Genomic DNA, 23,384 nt, shown 5'->3' on the forward strand with positions numbered 1-23,384 from the left:
CAATTGATCCAGCTTACCCTTTGTTCTTGTCTTCGTCAACAACCTCGTAGTCGGCATCAACAACATGATCCTTCTTCGCAGATCCGGCTCCTTCTTCACCTGGTGCCGCATTGCCCTGCTCTTGAGCTGCCTGCTCATACAGCTTCACGGACAGCTGCTGTACAATTTGAGTCAGCTCCTCGGAAGCAGCATTAATTTCTTCCAGATTGTCGGATTCCAGTGCCTTCTTCACCTTCTCCTTCGCCTCATTGGCTTTATCAATCTCGGAAGCATCGACCTTGTCTCCAAGATCCTTCAGTGTCTTCTCGGTAGTATATACGAGCTGATCCGCACTATTGCGGGCTTCAACAAGCTCTTTACGCTTCTTGTCTTCCTCCGCATGGAGCTCAGCGTCCTTCATCATTTTCTCCACTTCCTCATCGCTCAGGCCGCTGGAGGAAGTAATCGTGATCTTCTGGCTCTTGCCGGTGCCTTTGTCAGTGGCAGACACGTTTACAATCCCGTTGGCATCAATATCGAAGCTAACCTCGATTTGCGGTACGCCGCGCGGAGCCGGAGGAATGTCACCCAGCATGAAGCGTCCCAGCGTCTTGTTGCCCGCTGCCATTTCCCGCTCACCCTGCAGGACGTGAATCTCAACGCTAGGCTGATTGTCAGCATAGGTGGAGAACACTTGGGATTTGCTTGTTGGGATGGTCGTGTTGCGCTCGATCATTTTAGTAAATACGCCGCCGGCTGTTTCGATGCCAAGGGACAATGGCGTTACGTCGAGCAGAACCACGTCTTTCACGTCGCCAGTCAGTACGCCAGCCTGTACGGCAGCACCCAGGGCTACAACCTCGTCCGGATTCACGCCTTTGTGAGGCTCTTGACCCGTCAGCTTCTTGATCGCTTCCTGCACAGCCGGGATCCGTGTAGATCCGCCGACAAGCACGACCTTATTGATGTCACTTGCGCTCAATCCGGCATCGCTCAGCGCCTGGCGTGTAGGTCCCAGGGTACGCTCTACGAGAGAAGCGGACAGCTCTTCAAATTTGGCACGAGTCAGGTTGATCTCCAAGTGCTGCGGTACCCCGTCAGCTACTGTAATGAACGGAAGGGAGATTGTCGTAGTCAGGACACCGGACAGCTCTTTCTTCGCCTTCTCGGCCGCATCCTTAAGACGCTGCACAGCCGCTTTGTCCTTGCTCAGATCAATGCCTTGCTCTTTCTTGAATTCAGCTACGAGGTAGTCAATGATCACCTGGTCGAAATCGTCACCGCCGAGCTGGTTGTCCCCGCTGGTCGCTTTAACTTCGAAGAAGCCGTCGCCAAGCTCCAGGATCGAGACGTCAAAAGTACCGCCGCCCAGGTCATAGACGAGAATCGTCTGGTCTTCTGATTTCTCCATACCGTAAGCCAAAGCTGCTGCTGTCGGCTCGTTGACAATACGCAGCACTTCCAGGCCTGCGATCTTGCCGGCATCCTTCGTAGCCTGACGCTGGCTGTCATTAAAGTATGCAGGAACTGTAATAACGGCTTGAGTCACCGTTTGACCCAGGTAGGCTTCTGCATCGGACTTCAGCTTCTGCAGGATAATTGCAGAGATCTCCTGAGGCGTAAATTCCTTGCCGTCAATGCTTTCCTTGTGGTTTGTACCCATATGGCGCTTGATCGAAATGATCGTGCGATCCGGATTCGTGATTGCCTGGCGCTTCGCAGTGTCTCCGACGATGCGCTCTCCGTCTTTTTTGAAGCCTACAACGGAAGGTGTTGTACGCGCACCCTCAGGGTTAGGAATAACAACGGCTTCGCCGCCCTCCATTACTGCTACGCAGGAGTTAGTGGTACCCAGGTCAATTCCGATAACTTTACTCATGTAAAAAATCCTCCTTATCATTTGGCGCACATTGGTGTGCGGATGTTCTATGTGTTTTGTATGAATACAACCGGCGGGTCTGGCAAGCCTGATCTAGCCGCTGACCTTAACCATCGCCGGGCGGAGCACCTTGTCTTTCAGCATGTAACCCTTTTGAATCTCTTCGACAACGACACCCTCTTCATGCTCCTCGCTCTCCACCTGCATAATCGCTTGATGGAATTCAGGATTAAATGGCTGTCCGACACTGTTCATCGGCTGCAGTCCTTCTGCATTCAGAATGCCCTCCAGCTGGCGGAAAATCATATTGACGCCCTTAACCAGAGAATCCGATTCCGGATCGACCGTGGAAGCCGCCATCGCCCGCTCGAAGTTGTCAATGACCGGCAGCAGCTCTGTAATCAGCTTGGAGGAAGCATATTTGGCCAGCTCCTCCTTCTCCTTCTGGGTTCTTCTGCGGAAGTTGTCAAAATCCGCTTGGGTACGAAGCACCCGCTGCTGCTGCTCTGACAGCTCGGCCTTCAGCTGCTCGATTTCCTGCTGCCGAGGGTCCTTCGCCTCTTCTGCCCCAGCCTGTTCTACCTGCGGCTCTGCGCCCTCTTGAGCTTCCGCATGTAATGTGTCTCCCTGCTGGGCAGGCTCTTCCTGCATGGTTTCTTCTTGAACGTTTATTTCCTGATCCTTATTCAAGATGAACTCCACCTCCTTATTATATTCACATTGCTAATATGGTTCGTTATCACTGCCTGCTGCATCCCGCATCTTAATCACATGGTGAATACGCAGCACGGCGGCCGCCACTTCTCCAGCAGCGCGCAGGCCATGGAGCTTTACCGGGGCAGGATCGAGAATACCGAGCTCTTCATAATGAATGACCGCTCCGGTATCACAATCCATTCCCATGGCATCACATCCGCTGTTGATCTGGGCGGCCCTTACCTCCTCCATCTTCTCCAGCGGATTATAACCTGCATTGAGGAGAATCTGGGACATCGGCTTTCGCAAAGCCGCAGAGACCGCCTCAATGCCGAATGCCTCCATCCCCTTCTGAGTTTCGCGGCAGCGCTCCAGCTCATAAGAGACCGCGAGCTCGCTTGTCCCTCCGCCCGGCAGAACACCGCCGCGCACAGCAGCCTGCAGTGCGGAAGCCGCATCACCGGCGATGCGCGCAGCTTCGCCGACGACCTCGGAGGTGCTGGCACCGACAATCACTGTCACCGCCTTGCTTCCGTTCTGCCCGGCATTGGCATGAATGCGGACACGCGCCAGAGATTCGTCATAAGAGACGAGAGGCGTGCTGCCCAGCACCGGCATCAGCATCTGCGCTTCCTTGTGCAGTGCAGCCCTGCGGATCGGAACTGCACCGGTCATGCTGCATACCTGCTTCAGGTCAGCGCGGGATACTCTCGGCACGACCATGATTCCATAGTCCAGGCAGAACTGCTCTGCGTCGGGATGAATGCCCTTCTCCAGCACAATCAGCTTGACAGACATATCACGTAAACGCTCCAGATCGGAGGCAAATACCTGTTTCAGATCCATGTACCGGGCAAAGCCGGCTTCGGTCGTCATCACCTCTTCATCCAGCTGGTCCGGCTCCAGTGCATCCATCAGCACCAGCACCTTCGCATCCTTATAGGAGAGGTGATCCCTTGTCATCAGGGGCTTCTGCCGGAGCAGCATCCCTTCAAACACCTCATGCTCGGCATTCTCGAGCGCTGTGATGTCGTCTGCAAGATGATAGGAAGGATCGCGGAGACGCTCCATTCCAGATTTACGGGCAGCTTCCATAATGAGCCGAACAATATCTTGCCGCTCTCGGCCAGCTACATAGACGGTCCGGGCAAGCAGCGGATCTTCCAGGCCTTCAATGCTGCGGATCCGTTCAGACAGCAGCTTCAGCGCCATCTCAATGCCCTGCCGGATGCCTTCTACCACTTTGGAGGCAGGAACGCCCTTTATAATTCGGGCGACCCCCTCCTGCACCAGCGCGCCGGCCAGGACGGTAGCCGTTGTGGTTCCGTCGCCAATCTTCTCCTGCTGGGCTCTTGCAACCTGGATCAGCAGCCGGGCTGCCGGATGACTCACATCCATCTTATCCAGTATAGTCACGCCATCGTTCGTTATAACGACTTCGCCGCGCGGCCCGACCAGCATCACATCAAGCCCCTTGGGGCCCAGGGTCCCCTCCACCGCGGAGGTGACAGCCCTGATTGCATTACTGTTGTTCATCAGCGTCGAATGCCGGTCATCACCGTCTCCGGGAGACTGATTAGCTTGGCTCACAGCGTTACACTCCCCTTACTTGTACCAATGGGTTAACAGCCGGGTCATATCCCCGGACAACACATTCAAGATGCCCATCACGCGGGCGTATTCCATTCGGGTCGGACCCAAAATCCCGATCGTGCCAATGGCCTTGCCGTCAGCGGAATAGGTTGCTGTAATCAGGCTACAGCTTTCGAACGCTGCATGATTGTTCTCTGTGCCAATCCGAACCTGGAGGCCCGTCTCGCCGGAGGCCGGCGCCATCATCTTCATGAGCGTCGGTGTCTGCTCCAGCAGCTCAAAAATGGTTCTCACCTTGTCTACATCCCGGAATTCCGGCTGGCTCAGCATGTTCGTCGTTCCGCTGAGATATACCTTGTGCTCCTGCTCTCCGTTGCTCAGCGCAATGTCCAGCATCTTCATGAGCTCTTCGTAATGATCAATATGCCGCTGCATCTCCTGACCAATTTCTGTATACAGCCGGGACTTGAGCTTGTAGAGCGGAACGTGAGACAGCTTGCTGTTCAAGAGATTCACCACCTGCTCCATATCCGAGAGAGACACGCCAGGCGGAATACTAACCGTCTTGTTCTCCACATGGCCCGTGCTGGTCACAATAATCGCGACAGCGGTATCCTCATTCAGCGGCAGCAGCTGGAAATGGCGCAGAGACGTATGAAAAACTTCCGGTCCCAGCAGGATGGAAGTGTAGTTCGTCATTTGGGACAAAATCCCCGCTGCATGCTGGATCATTTGCTCCATAGCATTCAGCTTCTCAGCGAAAAAGGCTTTCATTACCTTCAGCTCGGAAGGCTGGAGTGAAAACGACGATGTCAAATGATCCACATAATAGCGGTAGCCCTTATGCGAAGGAATGCGGCCTGCTGAGGTATGGGGCTGCTCCAGAAAGCCAAGCTCCTCCAGATCAGCCATTTCATTGCGGATGGTCGCCGGGCTGTAGCCCACGTCACCGCGCTTGGAAATGCTTCGGGAGCCAACCGGCTCGGCCGAGCGGATATAGTCATCGACGATCGCGCTTAATATCATTCGCTGCCGATCTGTTAACATCATGTTCCCTCCTTGCTGACTGAGACTTGATCTTGTCGTTAGCACTCATCAGCTTCGAGTGCTAACCGATATAACAAAAATACCAAACCAACCGGAGCATTGTCAAGTCAGATCCTCAATCCAAAATGCTTATTTTATCCCCCTGCCGGAGGCGTTCTGGAACGAGATAAGGGGCTGCCTGGAGACCTTGTCTCCAAACAGCCCCTCACCGCATTCTTGCTCTGAAGCCTTACATGACTTGCTGCATTAATTCAGCACTTTCAAGACTGCAATTTCGTCACAGGCATGCTGCTTGCTGCAATGGATGCAGTCCGTCCATACCTTTTCGGGAAAAATTTCTTTATCAACAATGGAAAATCCATTCTTCAGGAAAAAAGATACCTCATAGGTTAACGCCATCACCTTGGGAAGCTCGCGTTCCCGAGCCTCTTCAATCAGCCGGTCCACAAGCATGGATCCGATCCCCTGACCTTTGTGGCCCTCGGAAATGCCTAGCGAACGAATCTCGACCAGATCGCTGCCCAGCTGGCATAATGAACCGCAGCCGATCACATGGCCCTGTGACTCAGCGACTACAAATTCATGAATTTGTCGTTCCAGCACTTTTCTCGACCGGGGAAGCATGATGCCTCTCTCGGCGTAACCCTGAATCATCTGATACAGCGGCTCCACATCTTCTAATGTGGCTTTTCTGCATACGGCTGACATTCTACCGTCTCTCCTTTACGCGCTCCGTCATATATGTATGAATAAATATACAACAGGACGTATACAAGTTCAATAGATTAATTCCCGGTTATACTGCCGATAAATTCGCCAAAAACATCGTTTCCGAACAAAATCCCCTTCTGACTCAGCTTATAACCTTCATGACTCTTATCCAGCAAGCCTGCATGAACCAGCTTGTTCAGCGGACGCGCAAACACCTCTTCAAGGGTCATACCGAACTGCTCCTGGAACCGGCTTGCAGAAATTCCATCCAGTACACGCAGGCCTACCATCAGAAAGTCCTCCATCGCCTCCTCCTGGGGAATATCCAGCGTGCTCAGATACGGCAGCCCTTGCTGCACCGCCTCAATATAAGGGTTTACCCCCTTTACATTAATGTGACGCCGGCGCCCGATGTAACCGTGGGCTCCAGCACCCAGGCCGTAGTAATCCTCATTTCGCCAATACGCCATATTATGCCGGCTTTCAAAGCCCGGTTTCGAAAAATTACTAATTTCGTATTGCTTGTATCCGGCTTCAGCCATCCGGTTCATGAGCAGCAAGTACATGTTCAGCTCATCCTCCTCGTCCGGAAGCGGCAGCTGATTTTTTTGGTACATGGTATGAAAGAGCGTATTCTCCTCCACCTTCAGACTGTAAATGGAGTAATGCGGCAGGCCCAGAGCAAGCGCCTTGCTCACGCTTTCCGAGAGCATCTCTACTGTTTGATTCGGCAGGCCGAACATCAGGTCAATGGACATATTGTGAAAGCCCGCTGCCCGCGCATTTTCGAGGCTTCGATAGACGTCGTCTGTATTATGGATCCGGCCGATGCCGCTCAGCAGCTCATTTTGAAACGCCTGCACTCCGAAGCTTACCCGGTTCACGCCGCCCTCCCGCATCACCGACAGCTTCTCAAGATCTGTTGTGCCGGGATTGGCTTCCATGGAAAATTCAATATGCTCGTCCCACTCCGGAAAATGCTTCTTCACCGATTTTAAAAAAAAGTCCATTTCATCCGGCTTCAGCACGGTCGGCGTGCCTCCCCCTACAAAAATACTTTTGATGACGCCGGGCGGATGAGCCTTCACCGTCATTTCCATTTCTTTGTCCAATGCCCGTAAATAATCCATCACCGGCTGGTCCTTTAGAACGTAAGAATTAAAGTCACAGTAAAAGCATTTATTCGTGCAAAACGGAATGTGAATATACACGACCTCAGTGAGAGGCCCCTGTTTCCGTTGAATGTTACTCATCGTAGTTATTACCTCCCTGGCGGCACGCAGTCCGCGGCTGTGCTTGCTTATCTCCAGCGTGAGTCACGCAGTTCTATTCATAGAACGAAAAAGAAAGCCGTATACTATCGGCTTTCCCTCTCGCTCTTGCATCATCGGTTTAGTTATCGTCAATCTTCAGCACCGCCATAAAGGCCTCCTGAGGCACCTCGACGCTGCCGACCTGCTTCATGCGCTTCTTGCCTTCCTTCTGCTTCTCCAGCAGCTTTCTCTTCCGGGAAATATCACCGCCATAGCACTTGGCAAGGACGTTCTTGCGCATCGCCTTTACGGTCTCCCGGGCTACAACCTTCGTCCCGACAGAAGCCTGAATCGGCACCTCGAACATCTGGCGCGGAATCAGCTCCCGCAGCTTCTCACAAATCAGCCGGCCGCGGTGGTAAGCGCGGTCACGGTGTACGATGAAGGACAACGCATCCACCTGCTCGCCATTCAGCAAAATATCCATTTTGACAAGGTTGGAGGTGCGGTAGCCTGACAATTCATAATCAAAGGACGCATAGCCCTTCGTGCTGGATTTCAGCTGGTCAAAGAAATCATACACAATTTCAGACAGCGGAATTTGGTACGTAATGGTTACCCGAGTCGTATCCAGATATTCCATGTTCACGAATTCACCGCGCTTGCCCTGACACAGCTCCATAATGGCGCCTACATAATCATTGGGCACAATAATCGCCGCTTTGACATAAGGCTCCTCTACAAAATCAATCTTGCCAATCTCCGGATAGTGAGACGGGTTATCAATCTGCATCTGCTCACCGTTAGTCAGTGTAATACGGTAAATTACGCTCGGTGCAGTGGTAATGAGCGGAATATTGAATTCCCGCTCGATCCGCTCCTGGATGATCTCCATATGGAGCAGACCCAGGAAGCCGCAGCGGAAGCCGAAGCCCAGTGCGCTCGACGTCTCCGGCTCAAAGCTCAGTGATGCATCATTCAGCTGCAGCTTCTCCAGCGCCTCACGCAGATCGTTATAATCGGAGGTCTCGATCGGATACAGTCCGCAGAATACCATCGGATTAATCTTCCGGTAGCCGGGAAGCGCCTGAACGGTCGGTCGTTTGGCGTCGGTGACCGTGTCGCCGACACGGGTGTCGCCCACAGACTTAATGCCCGCCACGATAAATCCAACGTCTCCGACATTCAGCTCGTCCACAATGGACATGCGGGGCTTGAACGCGCCTACCTCAATAACCTCAAAGGTCTTCCCGGTCGCCATCATCTTGATCTTGGAGCCGGATTTAATGCTGCCGTCAATGACACGCACATACACAATGACCCCCTTGTAAGGATCATAGTGCGAGTCAAAGATTAACGCTTTCAAGGGCTCGCTGGCATCGCCCGACGGTGCCGGAACCTTCTGGACCACCTGCTCCAGAATTTCCTTGATGCCGATGCCTGCCTTCGCAGAAGCCAATACGGCGTCGCTGGCGTCGAGGCCGATGACGTCCTCCACTTCCTGCTTCACCCGCTCCGGGTCCGCGCTGGGCAGGTCGATCTTGTTGATCACCGGCAAAATTTCGAGATTGTTATCCAGCGCCAGGTATACGTTCGCCAGCGTCTGTGCCTCGATGCCTTGAGCCGCGTCCACCACCAGCAGTGCTCCCTCGCAAGCCGCGAGGCTTCGGGAGACTTCATAGGTGAAGTCGACGTGTCCCGGGGTGTCGATGAGATTCAGGATATATTCCTCACCGTCATTACCCCTGTAATTCAGGCGTACGGCCTGCAGCTTGATCGTAATGCCGCGCTCGCGCTCCAGATCCATCTGATCCAGAACCTGCTCCTGCATTTCCCGGGAGGAAAGTGCGCCGGTAAATTCCAAAATCCGGTCGGCCAGCGTTGATTTTCCATGGTCTATATGTGCAATGATACAAAAATTACGAATTTTTCGTTGTCTTGCTACTACGTCTGTCATGCCTTACCCCCAACAACCACAGATGTTTGAATCAACTTATTATAACAGTTGAAGGGGTGCTCAGCAATGCTGTGTCATCTTCATTTTCAATCAGTGATGGATCCGAACAAAGAGACGACCCACCGAATGCTCTGATTGGAGAGCCGCTGCAGAAGTCCTCCAGTTTTGTCGGCCAGCACATCTGCAGGCGGACTGGAAGCTCCCGGAAGCAGGATGTCACGCGGCACCGGCTCAAATTTCGGCCTCGCCGGCTCGGGTGCTTTGCCGTAGCCGGCCTCTTGTTCCGGCCCAGCGATGTTTCCCTGCAGGCTTGGTGCCGGCTGCTCGACCGCCGGATATCCCTGCATCTGCGCCGGCAGACCCGCCGCCGTATCCTGCACGGCTCTGCCCTCACCTCCAAGCTGCAATCCGATCAATATGCCGACTCCCGCCCAGAGCAGGAACGCAGCCAGCTTTTTTCCTGATTTCGACAATGCTGCTCAGCTCCTTCCTCATGGTATACATCTGCTTGGCCACGCTCTTCCTTATGGCTGCTTGGCGCTGCCATCCTTTGAGGCGTTTACCTTCTCAGCCTGCTGCTCTTCCCAAATGACCTCGGCCAGCATATCAGCCAGCACCTCGGACGTGCGCTGCAGCTCTTCCTTCGTATTATCAATCCCGCCGATCTCTACCAGAATGCTGTTCGGTGAGAGAGACTGGTTGTATTCCCCGTTGCCCTGATCTGCGGATTTTCCCCAGATGCCTCGTGAAATTCCCGGATAGCTTTTCTCCAGCTTTTGATTGATCCGGTTCGCGAGCTCTTCATTTTTGCGCCAGTTTTGATTGCCATGACCGATGATAAAATAAACCTGCGCGTAGCCTTCACCATTGATTGTCGTCGTCGTTTTGCCGTGACGCTGGGAGTCGCGGTGAATATCTATCAGATACGTAAGCTCCTCATTCTCCGCCATAGCTGTCTTGACCGTCTGCCTGGAGTATTTATAGGAATAATTCCAGTTATAATCCGGCACCGTGCTCTGATAGTCGCTTTGGTCGTGCACCGTCCCGATGCCTTTGGATTCCAGCCGCTTGGCTACCATACTGCCTACCAGCATGATGTTTTTGGACGGAGAGGTCGAGCCAGGATTGCTGCTCTGCTTGGATAATAGCGGGTTGAACGCCTCCTGGGGGTGGGAATGGTAGATCAGCACCGTTTTCTTCAGCTCCTGGGGAGGCGCTTTGGGATCCTGCGGTGATGGAGATGGCGAGGAGCCTCCGCTGTTTTGGCCTTTTCCTGCAGAGCCGCTGCCTTCGGCAGGCTTGTCCGGGGTTTCGTTGGCGTCAGGGTCGCCGGGATTCCCAGGGCTTCTGCCTGGGCTTTCTTCAGGAGGCTCCTCCGAATCCAGCACCTCGGGCCGGTAATCAGCCGGGGCCTCGCCCTGCTCATTGCCAGAGCCGCTTCGCAGCGGTACCGGCTGGTTGCTCTTCATCCCCGGAATCTCACTCGCGATCAGGCTCTTGGGATCCCGCGGATTCACATTCGTCAGAAATTCAAATACGAACGGCGCCACCTTCTCGCTGGAAAGCGCCGAAGCTTCCTGCTCCGGTGCAAGCTGCGGCATCTCCATCCCGATCATATCCATGAAGAAACGGCTGGAGAGGGAAGCGGCAAGTCCCTTCATCGTCGATACCGGTGAAGTATTCAGGCCCTTCTCAGCCATCCCTCCGAGACCTAGCAGCAGGAAAAATAGCAGCGAGCCCAGCATTAGCAGCGCCAGCGTCCGGCCCATGCTCAAGCCTTCCATCAATTTTCTCTTTAATCGGGCCATATTCCAGATTCGGAATTTACGGTTGTTCATCCTATTGCCTCCTCTGTCATCCGCGGAAGAGCCGGTCCCGCCAGCCTGTCCGCCCTTCTCTTATACTCCCAATCTATGAGAGCCGCGGATTCGATAGAACCGGAAGACAATCATATTCTTCTATGTTTTAATAGAACACCAAAAAACCGCCTTCACCCTGCCTGTTCGGCAGCATAAAGACGGTCTCTATATAAATTAAGAACAACTTAGTGGGTATACGCCCCAGCGTTTCCCGGATCTACCGCTTCATGCAGCGCCGCATTGAGACCCGTTGCTACAATATTGGCAATATCCTCAATGAATTCATCAATTTCCTTCGGCGTTACAATCAGATCATGACCCAGCGGCTCCAGCACCTCTTTCACGAGTGCCAGCCGCTCCTGCTCCGGAATGTCATGCAGCATTCCCATAATATGACCGCTTTGCTTCGTTTCCTGGGCAAAATGGGATTTCATCATCTCAATCGCATTATTAACGATGGTAGAGGCATAGCACACCGTTGGTACGCCGATCGCGATGCAGGGCACCCCCAGAATTTCCTTCGTGAGCCCGCGCCGCTTGTTACCGATGCCCGAGCCGGGATGAATGCCGATGTCCGCAATCTGTATCGTGGTGTTGACTCTCTCCAGCGAACGGGAGGCCAGCGCGTCTATGGCAACAATCGCATCTGGACGCGTCCGCTCCACGATGCCCTGAACAATTTCGCTGGATTCAATGCCAGTCAAGCCGAGCACGCCCGGTGCGACCGCACTGATCTGGCGGTAGCCCGGTGCGACCCGATCTGGCATCAGCTCGAAATAATGTCGCGTGACCATTACATTTTCCACAACGAGAGGACCTAGAGAGTCCGGGGTTACATTCCAGTTCCCCAAGCCCACAATGAGCACCGAGGATTTGGGGCCAAGGCCAATATGCTGCATAAACTGCTCGAACTCTCTGGCGAACACAGCCGCCACCTGCTCCTGCAGCCCGGTATCTCCCTTGCGGAGCTCCGGTACCTCCAGCGTAATATAATGTCCCTTCACACGTCCGATGCGCTCTGCTCCTGCTTCATTCTGGACATCCAGCCGGGTGATGCGAATGCCTTCCTCCTGCTGGATATTCTCTACGACTCCCGGTATTTGCACAGGCTCCTGACCTGCTAGCATTTCCCTTGATTCTACGGCAAGATCGGTCCTGACTGAATACCGCTGCAGATCAAGCTCCATGTCTGAATCACTCTCCTCTTTTTATTGAGGCTAGTGTGCGGGAGTTCCGTCCAGATTATGCGTAACTCCCTGTTTTTGAAAGTCATAACTTCTGCTCGTACATCCTATTGCTTTTTGTACCCCCCCGTGCTAAACTATTTTAAGTTGTGAACCATTTCGCGCTATTGAAATGCCTTACAGGAGGTGAATGTAATGCCAAACATTAAATCCGCGGTTAAACGCGTTAAGACAACTGAGAAACGCAACGCTCTCAACGTATCCCAGAAATCCGCTCTGCGCACAGCTGTTAAGAATGCTGACGTGGCGCTGGCCGGTACGGAGGTTGAAGCTGCGAAAGCTGCTTTCCAAGCCGCTTCCCAGAAGCTGGATAAAGCTGTTACTAAGGGTCTGATTCACAAAAATGCGGCGAACCGCAAAAAGTCCCGTCTGGCTAAAAGACTGAACGCACTTTCTTCCCAAGCGTAAGAATGCGATTCATTTATACGTAAATGAAAAACCCTGACAAGCCCTCGGCTGATCAGGGTTTTTAGTATGCTTGCATTCCGGCGTGACTCGCCTCTGGTGTCCACTGTGGACTCAGGCACCCAGCCGCAGCAGAAACAGCTCCAGCCCCAGCACCTTATCCATAGCCCCGGATTTCATCTTGTAGTCCAGCTCTCCCAGCTCGTTCAGAATACTCTCCAGCCTGGCGGCCTGAAACTTGCGGGCCTGCTCACCGGCAATCTTGACGGCATAGGGATGCAGACCGAGCTGGGATGCGATTTGCTGCTGGGAATAGCTTTGCCTCGACAAGGTCTTGACCTGCAGAATAATCCGAAACTGTCTCGTAATGAGTGCCGCAATCTTGATGGGCTCCTCCCGCTGCTTCAACAGCTCGTAAAAGATCGAAAGCGCCTGATTCAGCCGCAGATTCGCAATATCCTCCACGAGAGCAAATACACTTTGCTCTGTACTGCGGGCCACCAGCTGATGAACGACAGCGCCGGTGATGACACATCCCCGGCCGGCAAACAGACACAGCTTGTCCACTTCACCAGCAAGTGTCTGAAGACCGGTGCCTGCATTTCGGACCAGCATCTCCGCAGCGCCGGACTCAAAGCGGCATTCCTCCTTGGCCGCCTGCTTCTCAATCCATTTCAGCAGATCCTCACCGCCAAGCGGCGTAAAGGCGAGCGCCGTGCCTGACTTTTTTACCGCCTTGACAATTTTCTTGCGTTCATCCAGCTTTTCCTGCGGTACCAGAAACACAATAACACTGTACTCCGCTGGAGCATCCAGATACGTCAGCAGCGTTTCCGGACGATGCTCGACCTTGGCGCTTTCTTTCCCCGCGGTAAACAGCGACGCATCCCTCACGATGATCAGCTTCCGCGGCACCATAAACGGCACCGTCTCCGCTTCCTCGACTACCGCCTGAATCGGGGATTCTCCCAGATCCATGTGAATAAGCGCAAAATCCCGGTCCTCTTTACTCACCAGCTGCGCTTCCAGAAATGATAGAAACTCATTCATTTGATATTTCTCACTGCCATACAGCAGATAGACGGGAGAAACCTCCCCCTGCTTGACGGCTTTAGCCGCCGCTTTGGCATCCACCTTGCAATCCACCCCTTTTTGTTCTGTGTACACTATACCAGAAAAGACAGAGACCGCAAAGGAGCCCTGCGCCTTCATGGCACAGAGCTCCTTTGTCCCAGACACATCTATATAAACGAACAGCGAGGCGTGCTCTAGAAACCGCCCGCTGTCGGTCATACGACGAGGTGAGATTGTACATTTGCTTTAATATCATTCTATTCCGAGTCTCGTAAAATGTGCATACTTTTGAAAAAAAGCTTCCGTGATACGGAGTAATACGGATTGTTACGGCGTTCCCCTCTGTCCCTCACGCTGAGAAGGCTTCTCTGCCGGCGCCTTGGTTTCCGGTGCCGTTTCGGATTCAGGTCTCGGCTCTTTAACAGCCGGGAGACTGTCGAGCGAGAACACTCGCTTCTTCTCGGTCCCCTCCGCCGTAATATAGTACACAAAGGATTTTCCGTCCTCAGACCATTGTCCGCTAATCCATTCCCCAGGCACAATCAGCTCCTGCACCTTGACCGGAGCCGACTCGGCACCCGCTGCCGGAACACTGTATATGACCAAGCGGTCGCCTTCCAGCAGCACCCGGTACCTTCCATCCGGTGACAGCCATTGCACCGGCATCATACTAATGCCGTATTTTGGACTCGCGGGCGGGACCATCTCCTCCGCGATCATATCCTCTTCTACCGGAGGCAGCGGCTCCTCATCCATGGTTCCCAGCATTTCGCGCTCCTGTGGCGGGGCCGTTTCGGATAAGGACTGATCTGAAAGTCCCTGCGATAAAGCGGGGTCCTCTGGCATGTCTTGCTCCTCTGGACTGCTAGGCGGACTGCTCTCTGCAGAGCCGGAGCTGCCGCTTCCCTCAGGGCTGGACGCTTGGGAGTCTGCTGCCGGCGGCTGGCTATTAGCCCCGGCTCCGTTCCCTGCGGAGCCCGTACCCTCTGCATCCATCGGCGGCTGGCTCTGCGGCGCACGCTGGAATTCACTCTGCTGCGGAAGCTCTTCCTGAGCAGGGCTCTCGCCAGGCTCCTCATCAGACTTCAGCTTCTGAGAGAACATCTCAGCTTCCATCGCAGGAGCCTCCGTCCCGCCCTCTTCGGGGCTGTTCTGATTCTCAGCCGGCATACTTCCGGAGCTCTCACTAACCGCCTCCGGCACGCTTGAAGCGTAAGGAATGTCTGCATCTGAAAGCTGCTTCGGCTCGTAGCTCAGCACCGACGCCGTAAGTACGAGCAGAGCTGCTGCCGCTCCGACTGCGGTACGGCCTGCCATGGAGCTCCACCAGGAGCTCCGAGCTGCACGGCGAGGCGGCTGAAGCACCTCTGCCGGCTTTCCGGCCGCTTCGGCGAGCCTGTGATCTCTTGCTTGATCTATTGCATCCAGCTGAGGCAGTATGGAATCCACCAGACTGAACGGAGGCGTGACCGCAGGCAAATCCTCAAGCTCGCGGGATAGCAGCTTCAGCATCTGAAACTCCTCCGCGCAGCCGGGACAGACCGCGATATGACGGTATAGTGCTGCCGTCTCCTCCGGTGTCAGATCCTGGTCGAGATGGCGCTGCATGTCTTCCCTCACCTGCTGGCAATTCATCCTGATACACCACCTTTCTGATGCTCCTGAAGCATGTTCTGCAGCTGCTGTCTCGCCCTGAACAGATACGATTTCACCGTGTTTAGCGGCAGATTCAGACAGTCTGCGATTTCACTATAAGATAAGTCCTGTAAATAACGAAGGACGATGACCGTTCGATGGTGATCGGGAAGCTGGTTGATGGCCTCCTGAATGTCCTGGGCCAAATATCCCGACATTACTTCCCGCTCCACATTGTGGCGGTCCTCGAACACCAGATCATGCTCATCCATCGACACCGTAGGCTTGGCGCGACGGAACTTGTCAATACAAATATTCGTAACAATCCGCTGTACCCAGGTCTTGAACTGAGCCTTCTCTTCATAGGAATTGATCTTGGTGTATACCCGAATGAGCGCTTCCTGGGAAGCATCCAGTGCATCCTGCTCGTTCTTCAAAATATAGTAAGCTGTGCGGTACACATGTTGTTCTATTTCTCGCAATAGGGTGATTAGAGCGTCGCGATCGCCCGATTGAGCGGCTCTGATGAGTCCCTGCTCCACCACAGTGGATCCCCCTCTCCCTGCATAAATACAGACGTATCCTCTCTACAAATTGTTGCAGCATATTGTGCGTTTTTTTTTAGGAAACATCATCTAACTATACCAAAAATAATAAGGTCCGTCACCAGACACTTGAGTCCTCTGGCGCCAGTCGTGTCCTTACATGAATGGCTCCGTCCCGCTTGATCCTCATCTGGATTTCTCCCTGCTGATCCGTCCGGTAGAGCGCGGCCTGAAACTGCGCCAGCCGGCTGACAACGTCTGGATGCGGATGGTTGTACCGGTTGTTCACACCGGCAGAAACGACAGCAGCACGCGGCATCCAGGCACTCAGCCAGGCTGACGAGGTTGACGTCTTGCTGCCATGATGCCCGGCTTTCAGCACATCCACCTTCACAGGCTTATTGCTGTCATCCTGCAGCCATCCCTCTCGATCCAGCATCGCCAGCTCCGCTGCCTCATCCGCATCACCGGTAAACAAAAAGCGCGCCCCGTTCATGTCCATGACAAATACCACTGAATGGTGGTTTTGATCCTTGACCTGCTTCAGTCTCTCCTCCATCCCGTCTGCTGCAGGATTCAGGAACTGGATCCTCGTATCACGATCCAGCTGCACTTCGGTATCCCGAACCTTCAATATCGGAATGCCGCGGGCTAACGCTGTTCCCAGCAGCGCAGCTTCATTGGGTGAATGCGAGAAGGTCCCGTTGAACCAAAAGGATTTGACCGGAATGTTCTCCAGCACCGCCTGCAGACCGCCGGCATGGTCCTGATCATTGTGAGTAAGAATGACCATATCCAGCGCCTGAACCCCTTCCTTTTTGAGCAGCGGCACAACAACCTTGCTCCCGACCTCAAAGGGGTCCTTGCGAATTTTCCAGGTCTCCTTCTGTCCGAAGCTGATCGTGCCGCCGCCGTCTAGCAAAATGTATTTTCCCTGCGGCGTACGAATAAGCATGCAGTCTCCCTGTCCGACGTCCAGAAAGCGCACCATCCCCACACCTTGCTGCGACGGCCCCTGATACCCGCAGTAAAGCAGCACGAGCCAGGCCGCGCTGACTGACAGCAGCGCCGGAACAGCCGCGGCCTCCAGTGTCAGCGCCAGCCTATACCACCCTCGCCTCCGCAGGACCATCGCCACAGACTGGATGGCAGGATGGACAGCCCAAGAGCTGGACCCCGATGCTTTCGCTTCAACAGCTTCATAACGAGGAGAAATTCCCGCCAGCGGCATGGTTTCATCCTGTTGAAGCAGGGAGCCGGGGTTTTCTTTGAGCTTGTTGGCAAGCTGAAGCAGCAGAAACAGCAGCACATAGTAAGCCATGATCCAGCCTAGCGTTGGAGATGGCCAGATCGTCTGAAAGAGCAGAGACTCGTTCAATGCTTCAACGATCTTGAAGGTGATGCCATTCAGCAGCTTGATCCAGGAAGCCAGCCATTCCCCGCCGCGGCTCCACAGCAGCCCCAGCAGCACGCATACCATCCCGGCAGGAAGTACAACAAGACTGATCACAGGGACCAGAAGCAAATTGGCCGGCAGGGACAGCAGGGAAAACTGATTGAAATAGTAAATCGTCAGCGGAAAAGAAATGAGCTGCGCCGCGGTTGTGACCGCAGCTGCGCCTGCCAGCCATTTGGGCAGCCAGGACAGGAGCGGCATGAGCCGGGGCACGAATAGCATCAAGCCGGCCGTGACCAGAAAGGACAGCTGAAAGCTGATGTTCATCAGGAAGTACGGATTGTACCACAGCATGATCAGCGCGGCAGCACTGAGAATGTGCAGGCCGTCCTTCAGTATTTTTTTTCGCGCGGCATAAAAGCCAATCATCCCCATCATCCCTGCCCGCACTACGGAGGGACTTGCTCCCGTGAGCAGGACGTAGAGCGGCAGTGCTAGAATGATAGCATTCAGGGAAGCCTCCCTCGTCATGGAAAGCCTGGAGAACAGGAACAGCAGACAGCCTGCAAATACCGCCACGTGCATTCCCGAGATCGCCAGGATATGGGTCAGACCCAGCCGGGAAAATTCCGCGAATGTATCCGGATCCAGATCGCCCCGCTCCCCAATGATGAGCCCCTTCATATAACCGCCGTGAAAAGATCCGAAAAGGGAATCGATATGCTGCCCGAGATAAGCTCTGATCTCGTTATTCCCCCGCAGCACCCAGTCGAGAGACCAGCCGCTCAGCAGCTGGACATCGAAAGCCGCCGCTCCTTCCGCTTTAACGATCCAGTGGATTTCCTGATAGTACAGATACTGCCGGTAATCAAAGCCTCCAAAGTTCCGGGCTGCTCCCGGCTTCTCCAGACTCCCGGTAAAGCTCAAGGAATCACCGCGCCGCCAGGACGCAGCAATGTCCTGCTCCTCCTCCGAGACCAGCTTCACCTGCACACTCACCTTCTCTTGCAGTGAGGTATGCGTATCCAGCCGTTCTAGCCGCAGCGTAAACCGAGCCCGGTCCCCGTCAATCTCCACTGGAGTGAGCACTTTACCGCTTAAAGAAGCAGACGCCGGAATGAGTGCACCGTCTTCCTCAGAAGCGCTGTATGTAAGCAAGGGATCCAGCCCGCTTATGTTGCGGCTGTCATTCCACTCCCAGCTCGCGGCAGACAGCACTATACTCAGCAGCAGAATGCCGCTCAAGATCACAGAGGATTGACCGAACAGCACGGGAATGACAAGCAGCATGGCCAGACCCCCGAGAATCATGACCTGCTGCATACCTGCAGACATCGCAGCACAGCTGCTGCCGGCTACCCAGCAAATGGCAAACCACAGCAAAGGGCGCTGCAGCATAAGCGCACCTCCTTTCAGCGTCATTAAAAAAGAACCCTTGGCAGCTTGAGCCAAAGGTTCTTCCTTTGCAGAGATTGTATGTCAGCGCCAGGCGCAGTTCATCTGCTCCCGAAGCGCTTTATAGATGTTAATTCTGAATCGTCATCAGCGTCTCCTGCGGCGGCTGGTAATCCTCCAGCAGACGGAACTGAATGCCTTTTTGTGCCATCATAACACTGACCTTTAGGCTGTCCTTCGGATAAGCCCGGTGAAAGACCACTTCGGTAATTCCGCTGTTTGCCAGCATATTGGCACACGTCCAGCACGGCTCGTCCGTCACATACACCGTGCTGCCCTCGCGGTCAATCCGGTCTGTAAACAGCAGCAGATTCTGTTCAGCATGGATGGTGCGGATACATCGCTGCTTCTTCACCATCTCCTCTTTACCGGCAGCAGTAACCAGCTCATAATCCTCTACAATCATGCAGCCCGCCTCCGAGCAGTCCGGCACGCCCATCGGGGCGCCGTTATAGGCGGTTCCCAGCAGCTTCTTCCCCTGGACCAGCACCGCTCCGACATGCCTTCGATGGCACTGAGAGCGGGTGGAGACCATAAATGCAATATCCATAAAATACGTATCCCAGTCTTTACGACGATCCTGGCTCATCTGTATGCTCACCTGTCTCTATATATTAAAGTTGATTTTATTGTAGCACAGGGTTAAAGCGTGATGTAAGACTGCATTTTCTCCAGCATTTTGGGCCCGATGCCCTTGACCTCCATCAACTCGGCTGCACTTTTGAAGGGTCCATTTGAGCTGCGATAATCGATGATCGCCTGCCCCTTCGCCTCCCCGATGCCCGGAAGCTCCATTAAGGCGTTCAGATCCGCCGTGTTAATGTTGATTTTGCCGGCTGCAGCATCTCCTGAACGGGCTGCTTCCGGCTCCTGAGATGGCTTCACCTCTATGCTGGCCTCAACATTTCCCGCAGTCGGCTGCGCCTTCCCGCCTGACACCTCTGCCGGGGAGCTGTTCCCAGCGGATTCCTGCTTGAGTGTAAGGGCAGCCGGTTCCTCATGCTTCTCAGCGCCGGATGGAGCGGGGGCAGAAGCCTCCAGGACCTCCTGCACCTGATCATTCAGCGGCTTCCAGCCTTCCGGTACCGCATCCCCTTCCCCGCCGTACAGAATCAAACCGCAGCCCAGGAGCGTAAGGATGACACTTGCAGCCATGTGGCTCTTTCTCATTTCTTCATTCCTTTCTGAACTTCATCAATTTATCGGCATGGTCCAACCCTGGCTCTGCATACGTTATCTGTAATACACAGCACTTCTGTGCTGTAATGACGTGAAAGGAGGGAAATCCATATGTTGAAAGTCGGTTTTATCGGGGCAGGAAGCATGGGCAGTCTATTAATTACCTCCCTCATCCGCTATGGAGCCCTTCAGCCGGAGCAGGTCTACATCAGCACTCGTACACCGGAGAGAGCCAAGCAGCTGCTGCTGCAATATCCGGAAATCCGGCTGTGTGAACGAAATAGTGACCTCGCCTCGCAGGTTCAGCTTCTGTTTCTGTGTGTAAAGCCGGGGGAGTTCAAGACGGTGATTGATGACATCGCGGACGCCCTGGCCTCCGAGCACATGATCGTTTCCATTACAAGTCCGGTCCAAATTTCTCATCTGGAGTCTGCACTGCCCTGCAAAATCGCCAAAATCATTCCCAGCCTGACGAATCAGACCGGCGGCGGTGCCACACTGTGCATGTATGGCTCCAGAATCAAAGAAAAAGACAGGCTGCTTTTGGAAAGCCTCCTGTCTTGTATTAGCAGGCCCATCCAGGTACTGGAATCGCACACAAGGATTACATCCGATTTTTCCAGCTGCGGGCCTGCTTTTTTAGGTTATTTTCTGGAAAAATGGATTACCGCCGCCATCGAGCTGACCGGAGCCGACCGTCCCTCTCTTAACCGCCTTGCCGGTGAGATGCTGCTAGGCACCGGCAAGCTGCTGACCGAGGAAGGCTTTACCCCGGAGCAGCTTCAAAAGCGGATCGCTGTCCCGGGAGGCATTACCGCCCAGGCGCTGTCCCTGTTCGAGGAGCGGCTGGATGGCCTCTTCCATGAGCTCATCACCACGACGCATGACAAGTATGAGGAAGAGCTGGAGAAGCTGGGTACGGTATTCGGCACCGCGCTTAACCGGCCACGATATTGACCAGCTTGCCCGGTACGGCAATCACCTTGCGTACACTCTTTCCTTCCAGCGCCTGCTTGACATTTGGAAGGGAGAGGCTATGTTCTTTCATGGCGTCCTGATCCAAATCCTTGGATATTCTGGCACGATCCACGATTTTGCCATTCACTTGCACTACAATTTCTACTTCCGCATCTACCGTAAAGGCCTCATCATACTCCGGCCATGGCTCGTAAGTGATCGTGCCGGCATATCCCAGACGGCTCCATAGCTCCTCTGCCAAATGCGGCGCCAGCGGAGACAGCAGCTTCACGAAGCCTTCCATCGCTTTACGGGGCAGCTCTTCCGTCTTGTAGCCTTCATTGATGAAGATCATCAGCTGGCTGACCGCGGTATTAAAGCGAAGATGCTCAAAGTCCTCGGTCACCTTCTTGACCGTCTTGTGCCAGCTCCGCTTGAATTCATCCGACCCTTCACCGTCCACCAGCTTGGTGCTCAGCTCGCCATTCTCTCCGACAAACAAGCGCCAGACACGGGAGAGGAAACGATGAATGCCTTCGGCGCCGTTCGTATTCCAAGGCTTCGTAGCCTCCAAGGGTCCCATGAACATCTCATATACACGCAGCGTGTCCGCTCCGTACTCGTTGACAATGTCATCAGGGTTGATGACGTTGCCGCGTGATTTGCTCATCTTCTCGTTGTTCGTGCCAAGAATCATACCTTGATTGACCAGCTTCTGGAAAGGCTCCTTCGTGTCTACAACACCCAGATCATACAGCACCTTGTGCCAGAAACGGGCATACAGCAGGTGAAGCACCGCATGCTCTACCCCGCCGATGTACAAATCGACCGGCAGCCAGGCCTTCTGCTTCTCCTTGGAGCAAATTTCATCGTCGTTGTTCGGATCAATGTAGCGCAGGTAATACCAGCTGCTGCCTGCCCATTGCGGCATCGTATTGGTCTCCCGGCGGGCCTTCATGCCGCTCTCCGGGTCTACCGTCTCTACCCACTCCGTTACGTTAGCAAGCGGGGATTCTCCAGTGCCTGACGGCTTGATCTGATCGACGTCCGGCAGCAGCAGGGGCAGCTGGTCCTCCGGCACCGTCTTCATTGATCCGTCCTCCAGATGAAGAATCGGAATCGGCTCTCCCCAATACCGCTGACGGCTGAACAGCCAGTCGCGAAGACGATAAGTAATCTTCTTGCGTCCCTTTCCGTTCTCCTCCAGCCAGGCGGACATTTTCTCAATAGCCTCTTCGTTCTGGAGCCCATTCAGGAACTCGGAATTGGTATGCTCGCCCGCTCCGGTGTAAGCTTCTTCCTCCACGTTACCGCCCTTTACAACCTCGATAATATCCAGGCCAAATTTCTTCGCAAATTCCCAGTCACGGCTGTCATGTCCCGGAACGGCCATAATGGCACCGGTGCCATAGCCTGCCAGCACATAATCTGCAATCCAGATCGGCAGGCGCGCCCCGTTCGCGGGATTCACTGCATAAGCGCCTGTAAACACCCCGCTCTTGTCTTTGGCAAGGTCTGTCCGCTCCAGGTCGCTCTTGTGAGCCGCCTGCTCCTGATATTGCCGGACTGCTTCCTTCTGCGCTGCCGTTGTAATGTCCTCCACCATCTCATGCTCCGGAGCAACGACGCAGTAGCTGGCTCCAAACAAGGTGTCGGGACGGGTGGTGAATACAGTCAGCTGCCGGTCATGACCTTCGATATCAAACACGACCTCAGCACCTGTGGACTTACCGATCCAGTTACGCTGCATATCCTTAATGCTCTCGGACCAGTCCAGTTCCTCCAGATCCTCCAGCAGCCGCTCGGCGTAATCCGTAATCTTCAGAATCCACTGCCGCATCGGCTTGCGGATGACCGGATGTCCTCCCCGCTCAGACTTGCCATCAATGACCTCTTCGTTCGCCAATACTGTGCCGAGTGCAGGACACCAGTTCACAGGTACCTCGGCTACATAAGCAAGGCCTCTCTTGTACAGCTGAATAAAGATCCACTGGGTCCATTTATAGTATTCCGGATCGGTGGTGCTAATCTCGCGGTCCCAATCGTAGGAGAAGCCGAGAGATTTGATCTGTCTGCGGAAATTGTTAATATTCGCAATTGTAAAATCACGCGGGTGCTTGCCTGTATCCATCGCATACTGCTCTGCAGGGAGGCCAAAAGCGTCCCAGCCCATGGGATGAAGCACATTATAGCCGCGCATCCGCTTGAAGCGGGAAACGATGTCTGTTGCCGTGTATCCTTCCGGATGGCCTACGTGAAGCCCGGCGCCGGAAGGATAAGGGAACATATCCAGCGCATAAAACTTCGGCTTGCTGTCATCCTCTTCCGTCTTGAATGTCTTGTTCTGATCCCAGAACTCCTGCCATTTCGGCTCGATCGCCTGGGGCTGATAGCCATGGCCCGTCTGTTGATTGTCACTCATCTTTGCCAGCTCCTTCTCTACGTTCACACTAACCTGTGAGATCAAGGGATTGTAGCCAAAAAAACCTCCCGTCTCCAGCGTATAACGCTAGGGACGAG

The 23,384-nt window shown here is 54.2% G+C and carries 19 protein-coding genes and 1 other annotated feature (1 of these 20 only partly in view); of the genes, 2 read left to right on the top strand and 17 right to left on the bottom strand.

All coding sequences use genetic code 11. The features are described from left to right. Positions 1 to 13: 13 nt before the first annotated feature. The 10 genes from dnaK to gpr all read right to left on the bottom strand — a co-directional run bounded on the left by dnaK (position 14) and on the right by gpr (position 12,161). On the bottom strand, positions 14 to 1,858 hold the full coding sequence (gene dnaK / locus JJQ72_RS04715) for a molecular chaperone DnaK (RefSeq protein WP_138225222.1): 1,845 nt from the start codon (positions 1,856 to 1,858) through the stop codon (positions 14 to 16). A gap of 93 nt (positions 1,859 to 1,951) precedes the next feature. After that, on the bottom strand, positions 1,952 to 2,548 hold the full coding sequence (grpE, locus tag JJQ72_RS04720; protein WP_233281173.1) for a nucleotide exchange factor GrpE: 597 nt from the start codon (positions 2,546 to 2,548) through the stop codon (positions 1,952 to 1,954). 33 nt (positions 2,549 to 2,581) lie between these two features. Beyond that, positions 2,582 to 4,090 (bottom strand): TCP-1/cpn60 chaperonin family protein, encoded by a 1,509-nt coding sequence (locus tag JJQ72_RS04725; RefSeq protein WP_138227678.1) that lies wholly within the window; start codon positions 4,088 to 4,090, stop codon positions 2,582 to 2,584. Between the two features lie 69 nt (positions 4,091 to 4,159). After that, on the bottom strand, positions 4,160 to 5,194 hold the full coding sequence (gene hrcA / locus JJQ72_RS04730) for a heat-inducible transcriptional repressor HrcA (RefSeq protein ID WP_138227677.1): 1,035 nt from the start codon (positions 5,192 to 5,194) through the stop codon (positions 4,160 to 4,162). A 246-nt stretch (positions 5,195 to 5,440) separates the two neighbouring features. Then, entirely contained in the window at positions 5,441 to 5,902 is a 462-nt protein-coding gene (locus tag JJQ72_RS04735; protein WP_138225221.1) for an N-acetyltransferase, read from the bottom strand. A 77-nt stretch (positions 5,903 to 5,979) separates the two neighbouring features. Next, positions 5,980 to 7,158, bottom strand: coding sequence for a radical SAM family heme chaperone HemW (gene hemW, locus JJQ72_RS04740; RefSeq protein ID WP_208202933.1), 1,179 nt, complete (start codon positions 7,156 to 7,158; stop codon positions 5,980 to 5,982). Between the two features lie 139 nt (positions 7,159 to 7,297). Continuing rightward, a complete protein-coding gene (gene lepA / locus JJQ72_RS04745) occupies positions 7,298 to 9,115 on the bottom strand; it encodes a translation elongation factor 4 (protein ID WP_208202934.1) in 1,818 nt (605 codons plus the stop codon). Positions 9,116 to 9,201: 86 nt separating this feature from the next. Continuing rightward, complete coding sequence (locus JJQ72_RS04750) at positions 9,202 to 9,588, bottom strand: hypothetical protein (RefSeq protein WP_208202935.1); 387 nt, start codon at positions 9,586 to 9,588, stop codon at positions 9,202 to 9,204. Between the two features lie 51 nt (positions 9,589 to 9,639). Continuing rightward, on the bottom strand, positions 9,640 to 10,953 hold the full coding sequence (locus JJQ72_RS04755; protein WP_208202936.1) for a stage II sporulation protein P: 1,314 nt from the start codon (positions 10,951 to 10,953) through the stop codon (positions 9,640 to 9,642). 206 nt (positions 10,954 to 11,159) lie between these two features. Then, the gene (gene gpr, locus JJQ72_RS04760) at positions 11,160 to 12,161 is read right to left on the bottom strand and encodes a GPR endopeptidase (RefSeq protein WP_208202937.1); all 1,002 of its coding nucleotides are present in this window, start codon (positions 12,159 to 12,161) and stop codon (positions 11,160 to 11,162) included. Between the two features lie 192 nt (positions 12,162 to 12,353). Here gpr and rpsT point away from each other — a divergent pair, with 192 nt between their 5' ends. Continuing rightward, positions 12,354 to 12,626, top strand: a complete 273-nt coding sequence (gene rpsT / locus JJQ72_RS04765; protein WP_138225215.1) for a 30S ribosomal protein S20 — start codon at positions 12,354 to 12,356, stop codon at positions 12,624 to 12,626. A gap of 111 nt (positions 12,627 to 12,737) precedes the next feature. Here the strand turns inward: rpsT and holA are convergent, their stop codons facing one another. The 6 genes from holA to JJQ72_RS04795 all read right to left on the bottom strand — a co-directional run bounded on the left by holA (position 12,738) and on the right by JJQ72_RS04795 (position 19,898). Further along, entirely contained in the window at positions 12,738 to 13,757 is a 1,020-nt protein-coding gene (gene holA, locus JJQ72_RS04770; RefSeq protein WP_208203004.1) for a DNA polymerase III subunit delta, read from the bottom strand. A gap of 267 nt (positions 13,758 to 14,024) precedes the next feature. Next, the gene (locus JJQ72_RS04775) at positions 14,025 to 15,332 is read right to left on the bottom strand and encodes an anti-sigma factor family protein (RefSeq protein WP_208202938.1); all 1,308 of its coding nucleotides are present in this window, start codon (positions 15,330 to 15,332) and stop codon (positions 14,025 to 14,027) included. Continuing rightward, positions 15,329 to 15,877 carry an RNA polymerase sigma factor gene (locus tag JJQ72_RS04780; protein ID WP_138225213.1) on the bottom strand — a complete coding sequence of 183 codons (549 nt, stop codon included), beginning with the start codon at positions 15,875 to 15,877 and terminating at the stop codon, positions 15,329 to 15,331. Before JJQ72_RS04780 ends, JJQ72_RS04775 begins: the two co-directional genes overlap by 4 nt. 118 nt (positions 15,878 to 15,995) lie before the next feature. Continuing rightward, on the bottom strand, positions 15,996 to 18,671 hold the full coding sequence (locus JJQ72_RS04785) for a ComEC/Rec2 family competence protein (protein WP_243895874.1): 2,676 nt from the start codon (positions 18,669 to 18,671) through the stop codon (positions 15,996 to 15,998). A gap of 127 nt (positions 18,672 to 18,798) precedes the next feature. Continuing rightward, positions 18,799 to 19,317 carry a deoxycytidylate deaminase gene (locus tag JJQ72_RS04790; protein WP_138225211.1) on the bottom strand — a complete coding sequence of 173 codons (519 nt, stop codon included), beginning with the start codon at positions 19,315 to 19,317 and terminating at the stop codon, positions 18,799 to 18,801. Positions 19,318 to 19,370: 53 nt separating this feature from the next. Beyond that, positions 19,371 to 19,898 carry a ComEA family DNA-binding protein gene (locus tag JJQ72_RS04795; RefSeq protein WP_138225210.1) on the bottom strand — a complete coding sequence of 176 codons (528 nt, stop codon included), beginning with the start codon at positions 19,896 to 19,898 and terminating at the stop codon, positions 19,371 to 19,373. Between the two features lie 123 nt (positions 19,899 to 20,021). On the opposite strand from JJQ72_RS04795, the gene comER reads away from it, so the two are divergent. Then, positions 20,022 to 20,864 (top strand): late competence protein ComER, encoded by an 843-nt coding sequence (comER, locus tag JJQ72_RS04800; RefSeq protein WP_138227675.1) that lies wholly within the window; start codon positions 20,022 to 20,024, stop codon positions 20,862 to 20,864. Here comER and leuS read toward each other — a convergent pair. Next, complete coding sequence (gene leuS, locus JJQ72_RS04805) at positions 20,845 to 23,286, bottom strand: leucine--tRNA ligase (RefSeq protein ID WP_138225209.1); 2,442 nt, start codon at positions 23,284 to 23,286, stop codon at positions 20,845 to 20,847. The two genes, comER and leuS, sit on opposite strands and share 20 nt — an antisense overlap. 86 nt (positions 23,287 to 23,372) lie before the next feature. Then, positions 23,373 to 23,384, bottom strand: a binding site (T-box leader); it runs 224 nt beyond the window's last position.

This window comes from Paenibacillus sp. F411 (genome assembly GCF_017582705.1).
Classification (GTDB): domain Bacteria; phylum Bacillota; class Bacilli; order Paenibacillales; family Paenibacillaceae; genus Paenibacillus_AQ; species Paenibacillus_AQ algicola.

Excerpts from the sequence above, each read along its gene's own strand:
- dnaK (WP_138225222.1), bottom strand. The coding sequence starts at position 1,858 with ATGAGTAAAGTTATCGGAATTGACCTGGGTACCACTAACTCCTGCGTA.
- JJQ72_RS04725 (WP_138227678.1), bottom strand. The coding sequence starts at position 4,090 with ATGAACAACAGTAATGCAATCAGGGCTGTCACCTCCGCGGTGGAGGGG.
- hrcA (WP_138227677.1), bottom strand. The coding sequence starts at position 5,194 with ATGTTAACAGATCGGCAGCGAATGATATTAAGCGCGATCGTCGATGAC.
- JJQ72_RS04735 (WP_138225221.1), bottom strand. The coding sequence starts at position 5,902 with ATGTCAGCCGTATGCAGAAAAGCCACATTAGAAGATGTGGAGCCGCTG.
- hemW (WP_208202933.1), bottom strand. The coding sequence starts at position 7,158 with ATGAGTAACATTCAACGGAAACAGGGGCCTCTCACTGAGGTCGTGTAT.
- lepA (WP_208202934.1), bottom strand. The coding sequence starts at position 9,115 with ATGACAGACGTAGTAGCAAGACAACGAAAAATTCGTAATTTTTGTATC.
- JJQ72_RS04755 (WP_208202936.1), bottom strand. The coding sequence starts at position 10,953 with ATGAACAACCGTAAATTCCGAATCTGGAATATGGCCCGATTAAAGAGA.
- gpr (WP_208202937.1), bottom strand. The coding sequence starts at position 12,161 with ATGGAGCTTGATCTGCAGCGGTATTCAGTCAGGACCGATCTTGCCGTA.
- rpsT (WP_138225215.1), top strand. The coding sequence starts at position 12,354 with ATGCCAAACATTAAATCCGCGGTTAAACGCGTTAAGACAACTGAGAAA.
- JJQ72_RS04775 (WP_208202938.1), bottom strand. The coding sequence starts at position 15,332 with ATGAATTGCCAGCAGGTGAGGGAAGACATGCAGCGCCATCTCGACCAG.
- JJQ72_RS04785 (WP_243895874.1), bottom strand. The coding sequence starts at position 18,671 with ATGCTGCAGCGCCCTTTGCTGTGGTTTGCCATTTGCTGGGTAGCCGGC.
- JJQ72_RS04790 (WP_138225211.1), bottom strand. The coding sequence starts at position 19,317 with ATGAGCCAGGATCGTCGTAAAGACTGGGATACGTATTTTATGGATATT.
- JJQ72_RS04795 (WP_138225210.1), bottom strand. The coding sequence starts at position 19,898 with ATGAGAAAGAGCCACATGGCTGCAAGTGTCATCCTTACGCTCCTGGGC.
- leuS (WP_138225209.1), bottom strand. The coding sequence starts at position 23,286 with ATGAGTGACAATCAACAGACGGGCCATGGCTATCAGCCCCAGGCGATC.